This window comes from Ruminococcus sp. HUN007, assembly GCF_000712055.1.
Lineage (GTDB): Bacteria > Bacillota > Clostridia > Oscillospirales > Ruminococcaceae > HUN007.
In genome coordinates this window covers 2390231-2411676 of record NZ_JOOA01000002.1, presented here as the reverse complement: position 1 = coordinate 2411676, position 21446 = coordinate 2390231, and the positions used below count along the sequence as shown (strand labels likewise).

Annotated in this window: 14 protein-coding genes and 1 tRNA gene; 9 read left to right on the top strand and 6 right to left on the bottom strand. The window is 44.8% G+C overall.

Annotated elements, in window-relative coordinates:
* Positions 1-139: 139 nt before the first annotated feature.
* The 4 genes from CC97_RS14735 to CC97_RS14720 all read left to right on the top strand — a co-directional run bounded on the left by CC97_RS14735 (position 140) and on the right by CC97_RS14720 (position 7576).
* Positions 140-1840: a carbohydrate binding domain-containing protein gene (locus CC97_RS14735; protein WP_197021871.1), complete on the top strand. Its 1701-nt coding sequence runs from the start codon at positions 140-142 to the stop codon at positions 1838-1840.
* A 165-nt stretch (positions 1841-2005) separates the two neighbouring features.
* On the top strand, positions 2006-3763 hold the full coding sequence (locus tag CC97_RS14730; protein WP_044975808.1) for a carbohydrate binding domain-containing protein: 1758 nt from the start codon (positions 2006-2008) through the stop codon (positions 3761-3763).
* A 310-nt stretch (positions 3764-4073) separates the two neighbouring features.
* Positions 4074-5741, top strand: a complete 1668-nt coding sequence (locus CC97_RS14725; RefSeq protein ID WP_044975806.1) for a carbohydrate binding domain-containing protein — start codon at positions 4074-4076, stop codon at positions 5739-5741.
* Positions 5742-5911: 170 nt separating this feature from the next.
* Positions 5912-7576 (top strand): carbohydrate binding domain-containing protein, encoded by a 1665-nt coding sequence (locus CC97_RS14720; RefSeq protein ID WP_044975804.1) that lies wholly within the window; start codon positions 5912-5914, stop codon positions 7574-7576.
* A 126-nt stretch (positions 7577-7702) separates the two neighbouring features.
* Here the strand turns inward: CC97_RS14720 and groL are convergent, their stop codons facing one another.
* Both groL and CC97_RS14710 read right to left on the bottom strand, forming a co-directional pair.
* A complete protein-coding gene (gene groL, locus CC97_RS14715) occupies positions 7703-9331 on the bottom strand; it encodes a chaperonin GroEL (RefSeq protein WP_044975801.1) in 1629 nt (542 codons plus the stop codon).
* A 144-nt stretch (positions 9332-9475) separates the two neighbouring features.
* A complete protein-coding gene (locus tag CC97_RS14710; RefSeq protein WP_044975799.1) occupies positions 9476-9760 on the bottom strand; it encodes a co-chaperone GroES in 285 nt (94 codons plus the stop codon).
* A gap of 379 nt (positions 9761-10139) precedes the next feature.
* On the opposite strand from CC97_RS14710, the gene CC97_RS14705 reads away from it, so the two are divergent.
* Positions 10140-10841 carry a response regulator transcription factor gene (locus tag CC97_RS14705; RefSeq protein ID WP_044975797.1) on the top strand — a complete coding sequence of 234 codons (702 nt, stop codon included), beginning with the start codon at positions 10140-10142 and terminating at the stop codon, positions 10839-10841.
* Positions 10842-10872: 31 nt separating this feature from the next.
* The gene (locus CC97_RS14700; protein WP_049962942.1) at positions 10873-12180 is read left to right on the top strand and encodes a trypsin-like peptidase domain-containing protein; all 1308 of its coding nucleotides are present in this window, start codon (positions 10873-10875) and stop codon (positions 12178-12180) included.
* A gap of 58 nt (positions 12181-12238) precedes the next feature.
* Here the strand turns inward: CC97_RS14700 and rsmI are convergent, their stop codons facing one another.
* The gene (rsmI, locus tag CC97_RS14695; protein ID WP_044975795.1) at positions 12239-13072 is read right to left on the bottom strand and encodes a 16S rRNA (cytidine(1402)-2'-O)-methyltransferase; all 834 of its coding nucleotides are present in this window, start codon (positions 13070-13072) and stop codon (positions 12239-12241) included.
* Between the two features lie 2 nt (positions 13073-13074).
* Positions 13075-13803: a methyltransferase gene (locus tag CC97_RS14690; RefSeq protein ID WP_044975793.1), complete on the bottom strand. Its 729-nt coding sequence runs from the start codon at positions 13801-13803 to the stop codon at positions 13075-13077.
* A 233-nt stretch (positions 13804-14036) separates the two neighbouring features.
* On the opposite strand from CC97_RS14690, the gene CC97_RS14685 reads away from it, so the two are divergent.
* A tRNA-Arg gene (locus CC97_RS14685) sits at positions 14037-14110 on the top strand.
* A 17-nt stretch (positions 14111-14127) separates the two neighbouring features.
* Here CC97_RS14685 and CC97_RS14680 read toward each other — a convergent pair.
* The gene (locus tag CC97_RS14680) at positions 14128-14964 is read right to left on the bottom strand and encodes an HAD-IIB family hydrolase (protein ID WP_049962941.1); all 837 of its coding nucleotides are present in this window, start codon (positions 14962-14964) and stop codon (positions 14128-14130) included.
* A gap of 146 nt (positions 14965-15110) precedes the next feature.
* On the opposite strand from CC97_RS14680, the gene CC97_RS21100 reads away from it, so the two are divergent.
* Positions 15111-16241 (top strand): SEC-C metal-binding domain-containing protein, encoded by a 1131-nt coding sequence (locus CC97_RS21100; RefSeq protein WP_049962940.1) that lies wholly within the window; start codon positions 15111-15113, stop codon positions 16239-16241.
* 60 nt (positions 16242-16301) lie between these two features.
* Here the strand turns inward: CC97_RS21100 and CC97_RS14670 are convergent, their stop codons facing one another.
* Positions 16302-17654 (bottom strand): citrate synthase, encoded by a 1353-nt coding sequence (locus CC97_RS14670; protein WP_044975788.1) that lies wholly within the window; start codon positions 17652-17654, stop codon positions 16302-16304.
* 525 nt (positions 17655-18179) lie between these two features.
* On the opposite strand from CC97_RS14670, the gene CC97_RS14665 reads away from it, so the two are divergent.
* On the top strand, positions 18180-21401 hold the full coding sequence (locus tag CC97_RS14665; RefSeq protein WP_049962939.1) for an endo-1,4-beta-xylanase: 3222 nt from the start codon (positions 18180-18182) through the stop codon (positions 21399-21401).
* Positions 21402-21446 lie beyond the last annotated feature (45 nt).

Sequence of the window (21446 nt, the reverse complement as noted above, 5' to 3'; positions counted from 1 at the left end):
AACTACGCATTAGAAAGCATAGACAAAATCCCTCACATGTGTTATAATGATTTATCATAAAACACTTTACACGCATCATGAAAACACTGATGAATCAGTAAAATCAGAATGTTTTCCTGATTTTTTAAAGGTAAAATATATGAAACACGAAAACATAAAAAAGAAAAACTTTCCGGCAACAGCTTTTCTGATTGCTTTAACGTTCTTTTTCATGTTTGCCGGCTCATTATGCACTGCTGTTTCAGCAGAACCTTCAGAAGATGAATCTTCAGTCGTAGCGGCCTATGATTTTGAAAATGAAAACGCACTTGACGAATGGTTTCCTATTGTCGGACGTATACGAATGCAGATAGACCATGAAAAAACGTACTCCGGCAGCGGAGCTCTTAAGGTCGATGACAGAGAAACATGTTTTGACGGTCCTGCCGCTGACATAACCGACTGTATCCGACTGGGAACGGAATACCACATTTCTTTTAAATGCATGTATGACGGCAAAGAAGATGACTATATACGTATGTCTGTCAGAAAAACATTTTCAGACTCAGGTGAGCGCTACGAAAATGTTCATTGGATCAGAGACATCAAAAAGAATGAATGGGTAAGCGGAGAAGCTGATCTGCTTCTTTCGGAAAACGTGGAAAAACTGGATATTTACTTCGAATCCGGAAACCGTGAATCGACGATCTGGCTGGATGATATCATCATAACGGAAAAAAACTCCGGAGATATTATTTCAGCGCCGCAGCTCAAACCGGAAGGCACCACACTGTACGATTTCGAAAACGGAGTTGATCCCGGATTCAAAGCTGTTCGCGATGCAAGCATTATACGTTCAGGCACCGCTTCCTTCAAAGGCGAACATTCTCTCAGCGTCTGCTGCAGAAAGGACAGTCGCGACGGTGTTGCCCTCGATATTTCTGCTCTGAAAAAAAATGTTCCGTACCGGTGCAGCACGCAGATACTGTTTGCAGCGTCACATATCAGTAAAGAATACTTTTCAATTTATCTGCAGTATCATACAAGTGAAACATCCTACACTGATATAGCTGTGATCCCGTCCCATGAGACAAGCTCAGGCAGCTGGTCTTCATTAGGAGGCATTTTTACTGTACCTGAAGGTGCCGTCGATCCTGTACTTTACATAACATCAGTAAAACCGAAAGATGAACTGAAATACAAACACGTTGATTTCTTCATTGATGACTTCGTTATAACCGACAGTCTTGAAACTTACGCCGACAGAATAATGTTACGGAAACGCACGAAAATGATCATCGGTGCTGTAATTCTGGCAGTTTTATTCACCGCATCAGCTATCATCTTGCTGATCAGCAGAAAACGTATGCGCCGCAGGCTCAACGAAGCTGCAAAGGATTCAATGACCGGTGCATACAACAGAAACGCGTATGAACAGCTCATAAATCAGCTTGTTCTGAAACCTGAAAAATGCCGTAAACTTTTCTTCGCAGTGTGCGACGTTAACGGTCTGAAGTATCTGAACGACAATTACGGTCACCAGACCGGAGACCAGTGCATAATAAAATGTGTGCACCTGCTGCTCGATGTAATGAACAGGCACAGCGGAAAAGTCTACCGTACAGGCGGCGATGAATTCGTCTGCACAGCGTCTCAGGATTTCAAGGCAGACCTGAAGCAGACTCTTGAAAACGAAGAAAACTCTTTCAAGGATTATCCGTTTGCAGTTGCCGTGGGAACTGCCTCATACTCTCCGTACGAAGACGGTGAAAAACCTGATGTAAAGGAAATAATCTCCCGCTGTGACAAAGAGATGTATATCGATAAAAAGCGGAAGCAGAACAAAAAAATACAATATTAAACCAATCCGCAAAAAACTGCAAAAAAAAAAGTTAATTTAAGCGGCGTTTTCTTTTAATATGTATATAGACATAATCTTTAAAAAATGCTATACTATAAAAATAGGATTATTAAAAATAAAAATCTGGTTAATATATTTCGATTTTTAATAAGGTGGAAAATTTATATGAAACGAAAAAAATTATCATTACTTCTGGGGATCGCATCATCAATTGCTTTAAGTACAGCAGGCTTTTCTTCAGTTGTATATGCTGAAGGAGAAGGAGAAGAAGACGCAGGTGCTGCTGCTCCTGTAGTTGATATCAGCGGTGAGCCGATCTACAGCGACGATTTTGAAAGCGACGTGATCAACGGCTGGAGTTCACTCGGCGGTGTCGCTGCGCTTAATCTCGACACTTCTGACGGACACGAAAGCAGCCAGAGCCTTAAGATAACCGGAAGAGAAGTCTCATGGCATGGTCCTTCAGTAAACCTTGACGACTATTTCGAAAACGAAGAAGCATACCGTCTTACAGGATGGGTAAAAGTTGATCCGAAAGCCACAGAAGATATGGTTATCAACTGTACTCTGCGTTTCAGCGACTCAGTAAACGTAGATTCATATGTTGGTGTCTCAAACATAGTTGCAAAGCCAGGTGAATGGACATACTTTGACGGAACAGTAGAAACTCCTGAAGATCTTTCATCCACGCTTCTTTACTTTGAATGCCAGCAGGATCCTAACCTGGAATTCAGTATAGATGACATAAAGGTCTACGGCAAAGCACCTGAAGCTGCACCTGACAAAGAAGCTGACAGCTCAAAGAAGGCCGGCATTGAGAAATATGAATTTGACTTTGAAAGCGGATTCGAAGAATGGGTAAGCCGAGGCGACACACGTCTTATCAGAACTGACGAACATCAGAATAACGGTAACTACTCAATGCTCTCCACTAACCGTACAAAATGCTGGAACGGTCCTTCAGTTTCCATCGACGGTATTGCACGTGATGTGGAATACAATTACGAAGCATACGTACTTTACACAGATAAAAAAGCAGACGATTCCCATACATTCCTTCTCGAATGCCAGTACACATATAACGGCACCGAAAACTACTCACGCATTTCCGATGCGGAAGTAAAGAAGGGCGAATGGACAAAAATAGCTGGTTCGTTCACAGTTCCTGAAGGTGCAAAGAACGTTACACTTTATGTTCAGACAGCAAATCTTCCGGAAGATGCACCGGCTGGTTCAGAATCTCTTACAGACCTCGTTTCATTCTACGTTGATGACGTCAGAGCTGTTCGTGCAGACATTGCCAACACTCCGGAAATAATCAATACGATCAAGACCATGGATTCAACCACACTGCTTCTTATCATTGCCGGCGTGATCGGTCTTATCATCCTTCTCGTTGTTATAATCAGAGTGATCTTCGCCGGTTCAGACACAGACGCTGAAGAATCAACTGCAAGTGACAAGAGCGAAGGAATCAACGATGTAATGACATCACTTGAATCTGAAAACTCCGGCAAGAACGCTCCTAAGGAAAAGAAAGAAATTTCTGAAGAAAAGAAGCCTGCTGAAAAGCCAGAGAAAATAGAAGAAAAGAAAGAAGAAAAATCTTCTGCTGATGAAAAGGCTCCTGAAAAGAAGGAAGAGCCTGAAACAAAGGAAGCCGAAGAAGAGAGCAAGCCGGAAAGCAAACCTTCTGAAAACAGTGATGTAACAGAAAAGAAGCCTTCTTCAAATAACAGCAATAATAACAGCAATAACAATAATAACGGCAAAAAGAAGCATAACAAGAAAAAGAACAGCAAGGAAGAATCCCGTGAAAAGGAAGTTTTCGGTATCGAAACATTCTCCTACGATGATCCTGATGCAGCAACTGCTTCAGACGACGGATCTTCACAGAACGACAGCCCGTTCGACGGCTTCTGATAAAGCAATTATTACGTAACCAGAGTAAATATATTTTCGGATACTGCACAAAGTGAAAAACTTTGTGCAGTTTTTTTACTGCGGCGCACTGACTGATTCTGACTGTCAGCTGAATTAGTCGCAAATGCGATAAATAAGCGTCTGATTAGTGAATTTGTACATACAGAGTCCTGAATATTTTCCGATTCATGTATGGACAATATGCACAGAATGTGCTATAATATTAATCAAGATACTAACGGTTTAGAGAAAATCATGGGGTTAGAAGATTTTTTCTGAAAGTTTATTATGAAAGAAAGCGGGGATTATTATGAAAAAACAGATCATATCTTTCAGCATCATATTCATGATGCTGGCTGTGCTCATTGCGCCGAACGTTCCTGCAGAATCAGTTTGTTATGCAGAGGGCGGAGACGTGCTGTTTACAAGCGATTTTGAAGACGGCGCGCTGAACGCGTGGACACCGTTCGGCGGAGGCGGAAAGCTCACGCTGGATACAACGGTCAGCCACTCCGGCGACAACAGTCTGGCAGTAACGGAACGTACCCAGTCTTACCACGGGCCTTCATTTTCCGGCGACGCACTGTTTGCACCGAATAAAACGTACACTGTAAGTGCATGGATCTACCATAAAAGTGACTCGGTAAAGACTTTTTCATGGACTCTCAAATATGTTGATTCTCTCGGAACATCACAGTACATGCAGCTGGCCGGCGGCGAAATACCTCAGAAAGTCTGGACGGAAATAACAGGTACTGTCACAATTCCGGAAGACTCGGCAAACTATCTTACCTATTTTGAATGTGCAAACGCATCAACTGACTTCAACATCGATGACGCAGTTATTATCGGCGACAGAAACGACCGTGAGGAACAGGGTACAAACAAAAAAGGTTACCTTTACTCATTCGATTTTGAAAACGGAAATGAACTCTGGGCACCGCGCGGCGACAACAGACTTATACGCACTGACGAATACAGCCATACCGGAACACATTCCATTTACGTTACAAACAGAAACAAAACATGGAGCGGTCCTACGGTTAACGTCAACGACGTAAAGCGCGGCGTATCCTATTTCTACTCGGCATACATCATGTACACCGGCGACGAGTACGAAGATGTTCACGGTTTCAGAATGGAACTCCAGTACAGTCAGAACGGTGAAACCAAATATCAGCTGATCACAGCCAAGGATATTCCGAAAGATAAATGGACAAGAATAACAGGAACATATATTCTTCCTGAAGATGCAGCCGACGTTGCATTCTACTTACAGACCAGCAACGTTGACGAACCCGAAAAAATAACCGAAAGCGATCTCATGTCATTCTATACTGACAGCGTTATCATTTCGGAAACATCGGTAATACACAGGGAAACAGCAGTAAAGGCTCTTATCATACTGTGTGCCGCAGCAGCTGCTGCCCTTCTGATCAGAGCGCTGTTCCTGCTTATAGCAAAGCGAATGAGGAAGAAGAAGGAAGTCCTGAAATCAATCGCCAAGGATGCAATGACACAGTGCTACAACAGAAACGCATATGAAAAGCGCATCGACGAACTTACAAAGGAACCTGAAAAATGTAAAGACCTCTGGTTCGCACTGTGCGATGTAAATTTCCTTAAGTACATAAACGACAACCTTGGTCACGAAAAAGGCGACGAAGCTATCACAAGATGCGGCAGACTTCTTATGGATGTCGTAGGTGATGACGGTGAGGTTTACAGAACCGGCGGTGACGAGTTTGTCTGCATTACCAGGAAATCCATGCAGGAACAGATACGAGAAGCTCTTGCAAAAGAATCTGAAGAAGACAAGGGTTATCCTTTCGCAGTTGCATCAGGATTTGCAGCATACGATCCGGAAACAGACGGCGAATCGCCTGATATCAGTTCTATAACAGAACGTTCCGACAAGGAAATGTATGAAAACAAGCAGGAGATCAAGGCGAAGAATACCGAGTATTCAAGAAAGTAACCTGCGATCTTCAACAGCTTTTAAAACTGCATCTGATAAATTCCCCCTTGTACTCATCGTCATGGGGGAATTTTTTATTGATCGTATATATTGACGCCAATAATGCAATAATGATATAATTATAGTAGCAAAAAGATTTATTTTTTCAAGGAAAGATTGGAGGGGAATACATGAAGGCAAAACTGTTCAGAGCTATTGCATTTCTGTCAGTTCTTATTGTTTTTCTGACTTCATCCCCTTCCCTGACTGCCTTTGCTGCGACAGTTTACCATGCGCTCGATCCGGGATGGGTCGAAGTATACAGTGAAAACTTTGATGAAGGTTTCGGCGGCTGGTCGCCTTTAGGCGGACAGGCCGATATAAAGCTGGATTCACGCTACAGCAAAAGCGGTTCATACTCATTCCTGGTCTCAAACCGTCCGGACACCTGGGCCGGTCCAAGCCTGGATGTTTCAGATATGCTGTATGCAGGAAAGAAATACCGTTTCGACGCATTCGTACGTCAGGACAGTACCGAAAAAAACACTGTGTCGCTGATAATCAAATATATGATCGAAGGTGCAAGCGACCCTACCTACGATCAGATAGCATCAACAGAACTGAAAGCTGAAGGCTGGGGCAGAATCTCAGGTTACTATACAGTACCTGACGATGCTTCGGATTACATCATTTATTTCGAACACTCTGACAAATCTGTTTCTTTCGCTATAGATACAGTACTCATATCAACAAATGAAGCTTCATCTGTCACAACTGAAGCCAAGGAATATCAGGAAATTTCCTATGGTTTTGAAGAAGGAACAGATAACTGGCACGCGTATACAGACGCACATATTGAACGTTCATCGAACTTCAGCCACACAGGAAGATATTCACTGTACACCTCGGAACGAACATCACCGCTGAGCGTACCTGCAATCAATATTTCTTCACTTGTAACCCACGGAATAAGCTACGAATATTCCGCATTTGTCATGTACAACGGGCGTTCATACAATAATGAACACGAATTCAGGCTCATAATAAGCTATATGACAGGAGACACAAAGCAAGAGAAAGTTCTTGACGCAAAAACGCTTCAGAAAAGCAACTGGTCAAAACTGACCGGTGAATTTATACTTCCGGATGATGCGTCAGCGGTAAACCTCCTCATAACCTCCGGGGAATCTGAGGAATCTGACGGTTACGTAGCCTACTACATAGACGACGTTAATATAATGGACAGTACACTTAAGAATCAGCATGAAACAAGTGCCATTGCATTAAGGATTCTTATTATTATAGGCATTGCATTATTGGTTGCGGTCATGTTTCTTTTAATGCTGAAGAAAATAAATGCTTCAAACGACCTGCTCGCCGATGCCGTCACCGACTCAATGACGCGCGCACTGAACCGAAACAGCTATGAAATGCAGATCGCACACCTTGAAAATGTTCCAAACGACTGCAAAAAACTATGGATCACAGTGTGTGACGTAAACTTTCTGAAACTTATAAACGACAATTACGGTCACAGAAAAGGAGACGATGCCATCATAAGATGTGCTGATGTCATAATCGCTGCCATCGGACGAAAAGGCAGAGTTTACAGGACCGGCGGTGACGAGTTTGTCTGCATGACAAACTCAGACGTCACAGAAAAACTGAAAGAAGCGATCGCGCTTGAGGCTCAGAACTACAAGGGCTATCCGTTCTCGGCAGCTGTCGGAGCCTCCTGCTACCATCCTGACGAAGACGGTCCTGAACCTAATATCAAGGCCATAATTGAACGAAGCGACAAGGAAATGTACAAAGACAAGAGCAGGATCAAGAAGGAAATGTCCGGAATGATGTAACGCCGCGGAATTCCCGCGTTCCGGATTTCCGGTTTTATCAGTGTTCCATAAAAAAAGGTTATCCGCATCCCTTTCAGGATACGGATAACCTTTTTTATGTATATCTGTTACGGAATTATTCGTTTATCAGAATCCCATTCCGCCGCCCTGCGGCATCATAGGAGCTGCAGGTGTTTCTTCCTTGATATCTGCAACGAGGCTTTCTGTTGTGAGTACCATAGAAGCAACAGAAGCTGCATTCTGGAGTGCTGAACGTGTTACCTTAGTAGGATCAACGATACCTGAAGGAATCATGTCAACATAGTTTTCATTGTAAGCATCGAAGCCGTAGCCAACCTTGCCTGAGTTTCTGATCTTGTCGATGATAACTGATCCTTCAAGACCTGCATTGAGAGCGATCTGACGAACCGGTTCTTCAAGAGCCTTGAGAACGATCTTGGCGCCTGTTCTTTCGTCGCCTTCGAGTTCAGGGATGAGCTTTTCAACTGCTGGCATAGCATTGATAAGAGCTGTACCGCCGCCTGCTACGATACCTTCTTCAACAGCTGCCTTTGTAGCTGCAAGAGCATCTTCGATTCTGAGCTTCTTTTCCTTCATTTCGATCTCAGTAGCAGCACCTACCTTGATAACAGCTACGCCGCCTGAAAGCTTTGCAACTCTTTCCTGAAGCTTTTCCTTGTCGAAGTCAGATGTTGTTGTTTCGATCTGAGCCTTGATCTGAGCGAGTCTTTCCTTAACTGCTTCGCCTGAACCTGCACCGTCAACGATAATTGTGTTTTCCTTGCCGATAACGACCTGCTTAGCGCGGCCGAGCTGATCCATTGTTGTATCCTTGAGTTCGAGGCCGAGTTCTTCTGTGATAACTTCACCGCCTGTGAGGATAGCGATATCCTTGAGCATTTCCTTACGTCTGTCGCCGAAGCCAGGAGCCTTGACACCTACGCATACGAATGTTCCTCTGAGCTTGTTGAGAACGAGAGTTGTAAGAGCTTCGCCTTCGATGTCCTCAGCAATGATAACGAGCTTCTTGCCTGCCTGAACGATCTGTTCGAGAAGCGGAAGGATGTCCTGGATGCTTGAGATCTTCTTGTCTGTGATGAGGATGAGAGCATCATCGATAACAGCCTTCATCTTGTCTGTATCTGTAACCATGTAAGGTGAGATGTATCCGCGGTCAAACTGCATACCTTCAACAACTTCGCTGTATGTTTCTGCAGTCTTGCTTTCTTCGATAGTGATAACACCGTCCGATGTTACCTTTTCCATTGCTTCAGCGATGAGCTTACCAACGTTTTCGTCAGCTGATGAGATAGTAGCAACTCTTGCGATATCAGCTGAACCTTCAATTTTCTTTGAATTGTCAACGATAGACTTTACTGCAGCGTCAACAGCCTTTGAGATACCCTTTCTTACGATCATCGGGTTAGCACCTGCAGCAACGTTCTTCATACCTTCACGGATGAGAGCCTGTGCAAGGAGTGTAGCTGTTGTTGTACCGTCACCGGCAGCGTCATTTGTCTTTGTAGCAACTTCCTTAACGAGCTGAGCACCCATGTTTTCGAATGCATCTTCGAGCTCGATCTCCTTGGCAATTGTAACACCGTCATTTGTGATGAGCGGAGCACCGAATTTCTTGTCGAGAACTACGTTTCTGCCCTTAGGTCCGAGTGTGATCTTTACTGTATCTGCAAGCTTGTTGATACCAGCCTGAAGTGCTTTTCTGGCTTCTTCGCCGTAAATAATATTCTTTGCCATAACTATTACTCCTTTATATCTGATTTATATTTTCTTTCTTAGCTCAAGTCAGCAATCCGGCTTTGCCGGATTGCTGAAGCGGGGAGATTGCAGGCTTCGCCCCGTACCCCACGCTGATTTATGAATAGATCAGCGTTTCATTAATTATTCAACGATAGCGAGAATGTCTTCCTGTCTGAGGATAGTGTATTCAACGCCGTCAACCTTGACTTCTGTTCCTGAGTACTTGCCCGTAAGAACCTTGTCGCCAGGCTTAACGTACATTTCAACCTTGTTTCCGTCAACCATTCCGCCGGGACCAACAGCTACTACTTCTGATACCTGTGGCTTTTCCTTTGCTGAACCGGTAAGAATGATTCCGCTCTTTGTTGTTTCCTCTGCTTCAGTAAGTTTAACAACTACTCTGTCTGCAAGTGGTTTGATTGTCATAATATATTTCCTCCTTAAAACTTTTCAGGATAACTGATTATATTTATTAGCACTCTTTATCTTTGAGTGCTAATTATATTTTACCAACTTATAATAAAACAATCAAGGGGTTTAAGCAATTTTCCCGAAACTTTGTGGAATTGTTTTTAGTATTCCACGTCATGCATGAATATTTGTGCAACTAGCATAAGCGATTTTAACATCTGAAAGTATGTTAAATTCTTATTAATTTCCACGTAATAATTTGTTCACAATTCTGCTTGTACACATCAGTTTATTATTGTATAATTATAGTGAACGTCAAAGATAAATCTGACTTTCAATGCAACCGGTCAATAATAATAGCCCCTTATTTTTCTGGCAAAGGAGATGATGCAGAATGTCACTGGGCAAAGTCCTTATAATCGACGATGACAAAAACACATGCAGTGTTCTTAAATCTGCTCTCGAAAAAGACGGAAACACAGTTATTTTCGCTCATGACGGAGAAAACGCCATGATCACGTTCAGAGCTGTAAAGACTGATTTCATACTTCTTGACGTTGCTGTTCCCGGTTCAGACGGCTGGCAGCTCTGCAAGGAAATAAGAAAAAAATCGTCCGTACCTCTTATAATAATAACATCACGGAATGACACATTCGACAAGGTTCTGGGACTGGAACTCGGAGCTGATGACTATATTACAAAGCCTTTTGAAATAAAGGAAGTAATGGCACGTATAAAGGCGGTGCACCGCAGAACAAGCTTCTCCGGACACAGCGACAACAAGGAAGTCTCACACGACAGACTTACGGTGAATCTTTCACAGTACGAGCTCAAGGTAAACGGCATAGTAAAGGAAGCTCCTCCGAAGGAACTTGAACTTCTTTACTTTCTTGCCTCCAACCCGAACAGGGTCTACACACGCGACCAGCTTCTCGACGAAGTATGGGGATTTGAATACTACGGCGATTCAAGAACTGTAGACGTACACATTAAAAGACTCCGCGAAAAACTCGAAGGCACTTCGGACAAATGGTCCCTTAAGACCGTCTGGGGCGTAGGATACAAATTCGAAACAGAGATCGAGGAGCCTGCATAAAGGCAAACAACAGAACAACGAAAGGACACAAATGGAACAATTTGAAAACAACACCACAGAACCTTCCGGCGGAAACGAAGAAAAGGCAGTACTTCCGGAAAATGTTTTTGACAAGGAACTCCTGATATACGACGCAGAAAAATTCCTTTGTGACACTGACTACAGAAACAGACTGCAGGAACGTGAAGAACGCACACCAAAGCCGGCTGTTTTTCTTTCAATATGCGCAGTGCTTCTTATACTTGCTTTTGCTGTATACTGCATTGTCGTCCGGTCCTTCAGGCTGAAAGACAGCTTTTACTCTCCCGGAACCAGAACAACTGTTGTACTTGGTCTCAACAGCCGTCCTGACAAGGATGAGGATCTGAAAGACAGCACCGGACGCTACACCTCATCCGGCATCTGCCAGGCAGTCGGACCTTCAGTAGTGGAAATAATCATATACGAAGACGGCAAAACCGACACACCTTCAGGCAGCGGATCAGGCATTATACTTTCTGCTGACGGATATATCGCAACAAATGCTCACGTAATACAGAACGGCAAAACCGTAAAAGCAGTTCTTTCGGACAAATCAGTCTTCACCGCCGAAGTCGTCGGCTATGACGCAAAAACCGATATCGGCGTGGTGAAAATAGCCCCGGGAGACAAAAAGCTGAAGCCTGCCGAATTCGGCAATTCAGATGATGTAATACAGGGTGAACAGGTAATGGCCATCGGAAACCCGGGCGGTCTTCACGGAAGCATATCCGGAGGTTACGTTTCCGGTATAAACCGAATGATACGAGGTGACCAGACCGGACGCGAAATGAACTGCATCCAGACTGACGCCGCAATAAGCCCCGGCAACTCCGGAGGCGCTCTTGTAAACATGTTCGGCCAGGTAATAGGAATAACCTCATCAAAATATGTAAGCTCGAGCTACGGCTATGAAGGTCTCGGTTTTGCGATTGCGATCAATGATGCCAAGCCCGTTATAGAAGAACTTGTCGCCAACGGATTTATAAGCGGACGATTCAAAGTCGGAATAACCTTCTACGAGATCACAGCCGCCCAGTCAGCAGCTTCCGGTCTGCCGGAAGGCCTTCTGATAGAATCCATGGACGAAAACTGCGACATTTCAAAGTCAGGACTCAAAGCAAAGGATATAATCGTGGAAATCGAAAATATCAGAGTCAATGACTACGACTCCTTCATGGATGCCATAAACAGGCGCGGCAAAAAAGCCGGCGACAAAGTACGTGCAAAGGCTGTGCGCGTTGACGAAAAAGACACCTCAAAACGTGAAACAATAGATTTTGAATTCACTCTGGTTGAAGATACATCCGGAAATTATTAAGGAAACACTGATCAAATATGAAGATCCGCCCCGGCAGCACCGGGGCGGATCGTTTTTTTTATTCTTTTTCCGAATTTATCATCTGGTAAAGCTCGCTTTTCTTATATCCTGTTTCCTTTGCGACTTTCTTGCAGGCGCTGATGGTCTTCTCACCCTCATCCACCAGTCTGCGCACCATTTCGAGCGCAAGTTCTATTGTACACTCAGGCTCATCAGATTCCGGTTTCCCTTCTATCACAAGAACGTATTCTCCCTTCGGTGATTTTTCCGAATAGTATTCCAGTGCGCCTGAAAGCGTTGTCCTGATGACCTCTTCGTAGACTTTGGTAAGTTCTCTGCACAGCGAAATGCGCCTGTCGCCGAAATATTCATGCATATCCTCAAGCGTTGACACAAGCTTGTGCGGAGCTTCGTAGAATATCATGGTGTTTTTGTTATCCTTCACTTCTTCCAGATGCTCGATGCGCTGCTTTCGTGTAACTGAAAGGAAACCCTCAAATGAAAACCGTGATGTGGAAAGTCCGGAAACAGCAAGGGCTGAAACAACTGCGCTTGGCCCCGGTATCACCCTTACCGGTATATCGTTTTCGTAGCAGAGTTTCACGAGGTCTTCACCCGGATCAGAAATACACGGCATGCCGGCATCGGTAACGACCGCTGCCGTTTCTCCTCCGGCAAGTCTGTTTATTATAGTCTCAGCACATGATCTCGAACTGTGATCATGATAGCTCACAAGAGGCTTTTTAATATCATATCTGTTAAGAAGTTTCAGGGTGACTCTCGTATCCTCAGCTGCAATAAAATCCACCTCACCCAGAATATCAAGAGCGCGCAGCGTTATGTCTGAAATATTTCCTATCGGTGTTCCAAGTACGTAAAGTGTTCCCGGCATCGTTATCTCTCCTCACCTGTCAGTCTGTATATTTTCTTAACTTCGTCTGAATAGCCGTCCTCACCCTGCATATACAGCTGCGGAGCTACCTTCATGTACGGCTTTCCGCCTTTCTTTCCCTCGATAAGGAAAAGCCACGGTGCCTGTTCAGGCGTATTGCTGACGAAGCGCAGGAGCTTAGGCTCAATATCTGCTTCCTTCATGGCTGATATAACGTCTCCGAGTCTTTCAGGGCGGTTGCACATGCACAGTCTGCCGCCGAATTTCAGAAGCTTTGATGCGGCTTTACAGACATCATAAATATTGCACAGGATCTCGTGTCTTGCGATTCTCTGCGATGTAAGCGCACTTTCTATTCCGGCGTTGGCTGCCTTGTACGGCGGATTGCATACAACGAGCGAGCATCTGCCGAGCGGAGCATCATCCCAGAGGACCTTAAGGTCTGCGCAGACAGGTTCAATGTTGGTAAGTCCGCTTTTCTCGATCCCGAGTTTCAGCTGTTCGATGGCGTTTTCCTGTATATCAACTGCATAGATCTTTGACGGAGCGTTTTCGCGCGACATGATAAGTGAGATTATGCCACAGCCCGTACCAAGCTCACAGACGAGATCATTACGCTTGTAGGCAGTAAAGTCCGTAAGAAGAAATGCATCTGTACCGAAACGGTGATCTTCACTTGCACAGACCCATACAGTATCAGATAATTTTTCAAATGAATAGTTGTCGTTCAATTCAGAATATCCTTTCCGTTAGTGAAACGCTGATCCGGATCCCCGGAAGCGGATCGGCAGAAACCCGTCACACTCTCCGGTTACCAGCGAATAAATCAGCGTTTCCTCTGGTTTCGTACAGGCTTAATTATAACATACTTCACGTTATTTGTACATTAAAATTTTTAAAATAACTATTGTAATTAAGACGCGCTTATGATATAATTAAAAATATAAGTCAAAAAAATAAATGTGTTTCCGTAGCTCAGCAGGATAGAGCGACCGCCTCCTAAGCGGTAGGTCGGGTGTTCGAATCACCTCGGGAACGTTACGGCCGCGATTATTTCAATGCGGCCTTTTTACTAAATCTATGATTTTTAATGCAACGCCGTTTTCGGTGTTTGAAGGAATGATACCCGTAGCAGCTGACTTTACCTCATCGCGTGCATTTTCCACAGCATAGGTTTCGTCGCAGGCACGGAACAAAGGCAGATCGTTAAGATTATCGCCGAACCCTACAACTTTGTCAAACCCGTATTTCCGGCGCAGGAACATTACCGCATTGTACTTCGAAGCTTTTGCGGAACTGACTTCCATATACCAGAATTTCTTATTGTAAACGTCACAGTAGAAATTGATATGAAGACCGTTTATTTTCTTTAACAGTTCATAAACCGGCTCCAGTTTTTCTCTGGTGTCCGTAACTGAAAAATAAACGTTGTTTTTACCGGCACGTTCCGAAAAATCATTGATCTTTATAAAAAGCTTACCGTACCTTTCAGTTCTTTCCTGATAAAACCTGCGTGCGTTTTCCGAATCAGTGTTTTCGTAACAGGTCTCCAGTTCACCGTCCGTAATGGAAAAAAGGAATCCGGAAAGGTGAAAGTTTCTGAGTACACCGGTCATTTCGGCAAATGCTTCATCCGGTATGCTTTCAATTTTAACGTATTCTTTCTTACGTATATCATAAACGCAGACCCCGTTCATAAGGACCACCGGCACACTGATATTCAGCCCGGAGGTTATCGGCACTGCGGTTACAGCTGTACGGGCTGTGGCAAAGCTGAACTTTGCACCGCCTGCAGCGGCTTCATTTATAAGCCGGACTGTTTCCGGCATCACCTCTGCATTTGTATCGAGCAGAGTTCCGTCAAGGTCGGATATATACAATATTTCTGACATGATAATACTCCTTTGTTTAAAGTTTTATGACGCCTTTGCAGATCTCCGGACTCCGTTTCCGGATCTGCATACAGGCTGACCGTAAACGGAAAACAGTTTTTCCGTTTACTATAGATCTGTTTTTATTTTAGAAAGGAAAACACCTCATGGCTATAGACTCACCGGGATCAAAAAGTGAAATCCTGAAGCTTGCTGCGGAATATCTTGAAAATGATAACCCCGGAAAAGCAATAAAGCTGCTTGAAAATACTTCGGTCTCCGAGAACGACGATGAGATACAGCATATGCTCGCTGTTGCCTATGCAGACAGGAAATGGAGCAAAAAAGCCATAGCACAGTACAGAAAATGCCTGGCATCTGACAGGATATCTTCTTCCCTGATACAGGACTACTCAGAATTCATGCTCGACTCAGGTGAACACGAAGAACTTAAAAACACTCTTCTGGACCTGCTTGGCAGACTCGATCCCGCAGGCGATAATTCTGCAATGTGCATCGCCATGCTCTACTCTATGCTGGGCGACTGTAAACTCAATAAAATCGAAACTGACATCACACCGGATTTTCTTAAAGAATATCTCGGAAACAATCCGAAGGCTGCCGGAAAAGCATTTTTCTCTTCGATAATCAGATATCTTTCCGGAACGCCGAACGATATTTCAATAACTCCTGTAACCGACAGACTTATAAAAATAATGGCGGACGCTGTTCCTTCCGTTGTTTCAGACACGGAATTCCAGAAAGCAGCAGCCGAATTTGAGATCTCGCTCATTCTTTATGCAAACATGGTCGATCCTCTCACACTGCTCGGCATGAGAACCGCAAAGCTGAAATTTGCAGATCCGAAGCATGATAACATCAGCATGCTCCGTTATCTGGTGTTCGATGCAAAGATGACCGTTGTCGATAATATCAGGACCAAAACTCCTGATACTTCACGTTTCGCATCGTCATTTCCTTATCTCTGGTCACTTATATCAGGCTTCGTAAACGGCGCTCTTATTTCCAGAGACTTAAAGCAGTTCACCCGCAGTGAGATCTATTCCGACCTGAGGAATGCTTCACCGGAACTTACAGCCATATTAAAGAGCAATCTTTCACCTGACGGTTTTGCAGCTCTTAACAGCTTTCTGAATACGCCTGCTTCTGCTGCCGGCGTAACAGCAGGAAGAAAGAACACAAATAAAAATCAGGCCGTTTCTTCAAAGATCTCCCCGAATGCTCCGTGTCCGTGCGGAAGCGGAAAGAAATACAAGAAATGCTGCGGTCTTAAGTGATCATAATAATAAAAATATAACACTTGTTCGTTTTTACGCGAACAAGTGTTTTTTTATTTCTTATCTTTCGCTTATGTTTGTATACTCGCGTCTTTTGGCAACCGCCTTGTACGCCGGTCTGATGATTCGTCCGCCTGTGAGCTGTTCCTCCATGCGGTGTGCTGCCCATCCGGCCATTCTTGCGACCGCAAACAGCGGAGTGAAGAGATCCTGCGGGATGCCGAGCATGTTGTATACAAATCCTGAGTAAAGGTCAACGTTTGCACAGATCGGCTTTTCACTTCCCTTGACTTCACGGAATACTTCCGGTGTAAGACGTTCGATGGCGTCAATAAGCATGAATTCCTTCTCTGCTTCAGTACCTTCAGCAAGTTCGAAAGCCTTTCTCTTGAGAATGACCGCACGCGGATCGGAAAGTGTGTAGACTGCGTGTCCCATACCGTAAACAAGTCCGCTTCCGTCGTTTGTTTCCTTGTTTATAGTCTTTCTGATGTAGCTTGCTACTTCAGCGTCGTCTCCCCAGTTTGTGATGTTTGCCTTGAAGTCGTTCATCATCTGGGCAACCTTTATGTTTGCACCGCCGTGCTTTGGTCCCTTTAGTGAACCAATGGCTGCAGCGTATGCTGAATATGCGTCAGTACCTGATGAAGTGAGCACGCGGCATGTAAATGTGGAGTTGTTTCCGCCGCCGTGTTCTGCGTGGAGCATGAGAGCAACGTCAAGAAGATGTGCTTCCTCAGGTGTGTATTCCCTGTCACGTCTTAAAAGAGAAAGAATTGTCTGTGCTATTCCTTCTTCAGGACGGCACGGATGGATTATCATACTCTTGTTGTAGTAGTGTCTCTGCTGCACCTGGTATGCAAAACTCATGATAACCGGAAGCTTTGCTATGAGGTTTACAGCCTTCTGCATCTCACCTTCAAGGCTCATGTCCTCACCGTTGCTGTCATAGGAATAGAGGGCAAGAACTGAACGTGACATTTTATTCATAATGTTTCTGGAAGGAGCTTTGAGGATCATGTCTTCAGCAAAATTATCCGGAAGTTCACGGGTATGGCCAAGATAATCGTTGAACTGGGCAAGTTCCTCCTTTGTAGGAAGTGAGCCGAAAAGAAGAAGGTAAGCTACCTCTTCATATCCGTAGCGGTCTTCCTTTTCAACATTGGTAACGAGATCGTTGATATCGTATCCTCTGTAGATCAGTTCTCCCTTTGTAGGTTCACGTTCGCCTTCGTTCATTACGTAGCCGTGAACGTTGCATATTTTGGTGATGCCGGCAGTAACGCCTGAACCGTCAGGCTTTCTTAAGCCTCTCATCACGTTAAATTTTTCATAAAGAGACGGATCAACAGCAGAATAGTCTTTCAGTTTATTGCATAAATTCTGCGTGGAACCGAATTTCTTTTTATCCATTCAAAACATCCTCTCTGCGGAATATAACTATATATAATTGTACACTATCCGAAGCTTAAATGTCAATCTTATTTATGTTTCGGATGAATATATTATTTCAGTTCTGCACAGTACTTTATTGTGCAAATCGATCATTCATTTTAAGGAGTCACTGAGACTGACGGTATTTCGCGGTTGTCAAAGCAGATTTCGCTCATTTTGGTCATTACCGCAATAATTGACATGTTCGTTTGTGTATAAGCACAATTTTGTAAACTTCCGATTCATTTTCTCCACTTTTTTCTCGAAAAATGAGTTGATTTGCACAATAGTTCTGTGGTATAATTACAATCGCAGAAATACAGATAACGCAAATACACACATAAGCAGAGAGAAATATATAAATATTCATTTTCATTAAAAATTATATTTTATGCCCGGAAAAAACCTGTCACTTCCGGAAAGGGGATGCGCCCCTTTTCCGATGACCGACCGAACCACCGACAGGCGCTTTCCAGTAACTGTTTTTAACACGGGAGGATTGTTATGCAGACATTCAGAAAAACCTGTGCCACGCTCGCTGCTGTGGCACTGACGGGAAGTACGCTCGCCGCTTTCCCGTCTTCGGACGTTCAGCAGATCTCTGCTGATGCAGTCATTGTTTCGAACGACTTTGACATCAGCTACGAAGGCTGGTGCAACATGAGTGACATGACCGAACTCACACCCGATGAACAGAACCCGCACGGCGGATCACGCAGCATGCTCGTTTCAAACCGTCTCTCGCCGGAAGACGGTGTAAGCTCTGCCAAAGGCCTCTACCTCTGGGGCGGACAGAAGTACGACTATAAAGTTTTTGTAAGGCACGAAAGCGGAAATACCGAAAACTTTAAGATCACACTCGACTATCTTCTTGCAGATGAAACCACCTGGGAAACAGCAGTTCTCGACGAACATGCCGTTTCATCCGGTGAATGGACAGAAATAGGCGGAAGCTTCAGGACTCCTGAAGGTGCCAGCGAATTTATTGTCAAGATCACGACCGACAGCACATGCGATTTCAGTTTTGATGACTTTACCGTCAGAGGGAACCGTTACACTGACGGCACCGTTTCCGCTGCCGACGCAGGTCTCAAACTCGCCTTCGGAAAATATTTCCGCGTCGGTAACATCTTCAACGGAATGAACGTCAGAAACAACGCTCTTCAGGGACTCGCCCTCACCAACTACAACAGTATCGAATGCGAAAACGAGACAAAACCTGACGCAACTCTTGTACAGAACGGAAGCACTGACACCAACATCAAGGTCTCACTCAACAGCTGTGCAAGTATTTTCGACTTCTGTGCAAAGAACGGTATCGGCGTAAGAGGTCATACTCTTGTATGGCACAGCCAGACACCACAGTGGTTCTTCAAGGAAGGATTTAACAACAACGGTGCATGGGTAAACTCATCCACCATGGACAAGCGTATGGAAAGCTACATAAAGAACATGTTCAACGCTATCCAGACGCAGTATCCGACCCTTGATCTGTACGCATACGACGTATGCAACGAATGTATCTCTGATGATTCAAACCGTACAAAGAACAACGGCGGTGCAAGAACACCGGGCTACAATAACGGTAACTCACCTTGGGTACAGGTTTACGGAAGCAACGCCTTCATTGAAAAGGCATTCACATACGCAAGACAGTATGCACCGAAATCATGCAAGCTCTACTACAACGACTATAATGAATACTGGGATCACAAGCGCGACTGCATCTACAGCACATGCAAGAGCCTCTACGACAAGGGCGTTCTTGACGGTGTGGGAATGCAGAGCCATATAAACGCTGACAGAAACGGATTCTCAGGCACATCTGCATACGTAACTGCAATGAAGAAATTCCTTTCCATCGGCTGCGACGTACAGGTTACAGAACTTGATATAAGCGTTGAAAACGGAAAGTATTCATACCAGCAGCAGGCTGACAAGTACTGCGATGTCTTCAAGGCAGCGATTGACTGCAATACAAGCGGACAGTACAAGGGCAAGGTAACGGCGGTCTGCATCTGGGGACCGAACGATTCGAACTCATGGCTGAAGTCAGGTTCGAACGCGCTCCTTTTCGACGGACAGAACAAACCGAAGCCGGCATACGAGGCACTTATGAAACTGGTACCGGAATCTGACTGGCAGGAATACGCAGGTGGTGATTACACACCTCCGGCTCCTCCGGAACTTGACGCAAACGGATACTGGTTCCACGACACATTCGAAAGCGGAACAGACGGCTGGTCAGAACGAGGCGGTGCAAAAGTTGAAAAGAGCTCAGCTTCAAAATATGCAGGCTCAAATTCACTTTCAGTATCCGGACGAAGCGACGCATGGAACGGCGGCCAGAAGTCCCTTGATTCAAGAATATTCAAGGCCGGTGAGGAATACGCATTCAGCGCATGCTTCACAAACACCACAGGTGCTGACGCAGTAGAGTTCAAGCTCACTCTTCAGTACGATGCAGGCGGCGAGACACAGTACGACAAAATCGCTCAGACATCCGCAAACAAGGGCGAATACGTTCAGCTCTATAACCCGAACTACAAGATACCTGCAGGGGCTTCAGGTCTCACACTCATCGTTGAAACAACAGAAGAAACATGCGACTTCTTCGTTGACGAGATCATCGCTGCTCCTAAGGGAACAAAGATAGACGGACCAAAGTCAACAGTAAAGACACCTACAAAGATGAAGGGCGACGTTGACTTTGACGGCAGAATCTCCGTTGCTGACCTTGTCGCTCTCAAGGGTGGTATCCTCGGAGGATTCACAAACAAGAACGCACAGTCAAACGGCGACGTTGACAACAGCAGCGAGACAAACGCTGAAGACGCACTTAATCTTCAGAAATATCTCCTCGGAACAATAACCGCGTTCCCGGACAACACTCCTCCGGAACCTCCGAAGGCTGAAATGCGTACAATTTCCGAATACACAAAAACAATAAAGGTCACTGAAAAGGAACCGGATGATTCCAAGAAGGAAAAATCAGGTGTTCAGTACGGTACAGTAAAGAGCGGCACATACCATTCAACTACATGTAACCGTGACAAGCCTTACAACATTCTCCTCCCTGCAGGCTACTCAGCTGACAAGAAGTATCCGGTGCTCTATGTAATGCACGGTTACTGGGAGAATCAGGACAGAATGATCATCAAAGGCAACGGCACAATGTACACGCGTCAGATCATCGGCAACGCTATCGCATCAGGTGAAGCTGAGGACATGATCGTTGTATTCCCTTACATCTATTCAAGTGCTACACAGAAAGACTGTACAGCAATGGATGATGCAAACAACAAGGCATACGACAACTTCATCAACGACCTTATCAAGGATCTCATGCCGCACATCGAAAAGACTTACAGCGTAAAGACAGGCCGTGAGAACACAGCCATCACAGGCTTCTCAATGGGCGGACGTGAATCTCTCCTCATCGGCATGCAGCGTGCTGACCTCTTCGGTTATGTCGGCGCTATCTGCCCTGCTCCTGGCGTTTCAGGTTCATTCAAGTGGGCAAGTGAAGAAGAAGCTCCGTCACTCGTATTCATCACAGCAGGCAGCAACGATACAGTTGTTTACGACAACCCGAAGAACTACCACAACAACTTCGAAAAGAACGGTGTTCCGCACATCTGGCACTACGTAAACGGCGGCTACCACGGCGACAACAGTATCCACGCTCACATCTACAACTTCGTAAGAGCAGTATTCAAGGCATAAATATAATTCATATAAACCATGACATCCCCCGGCGGTAAACGACTA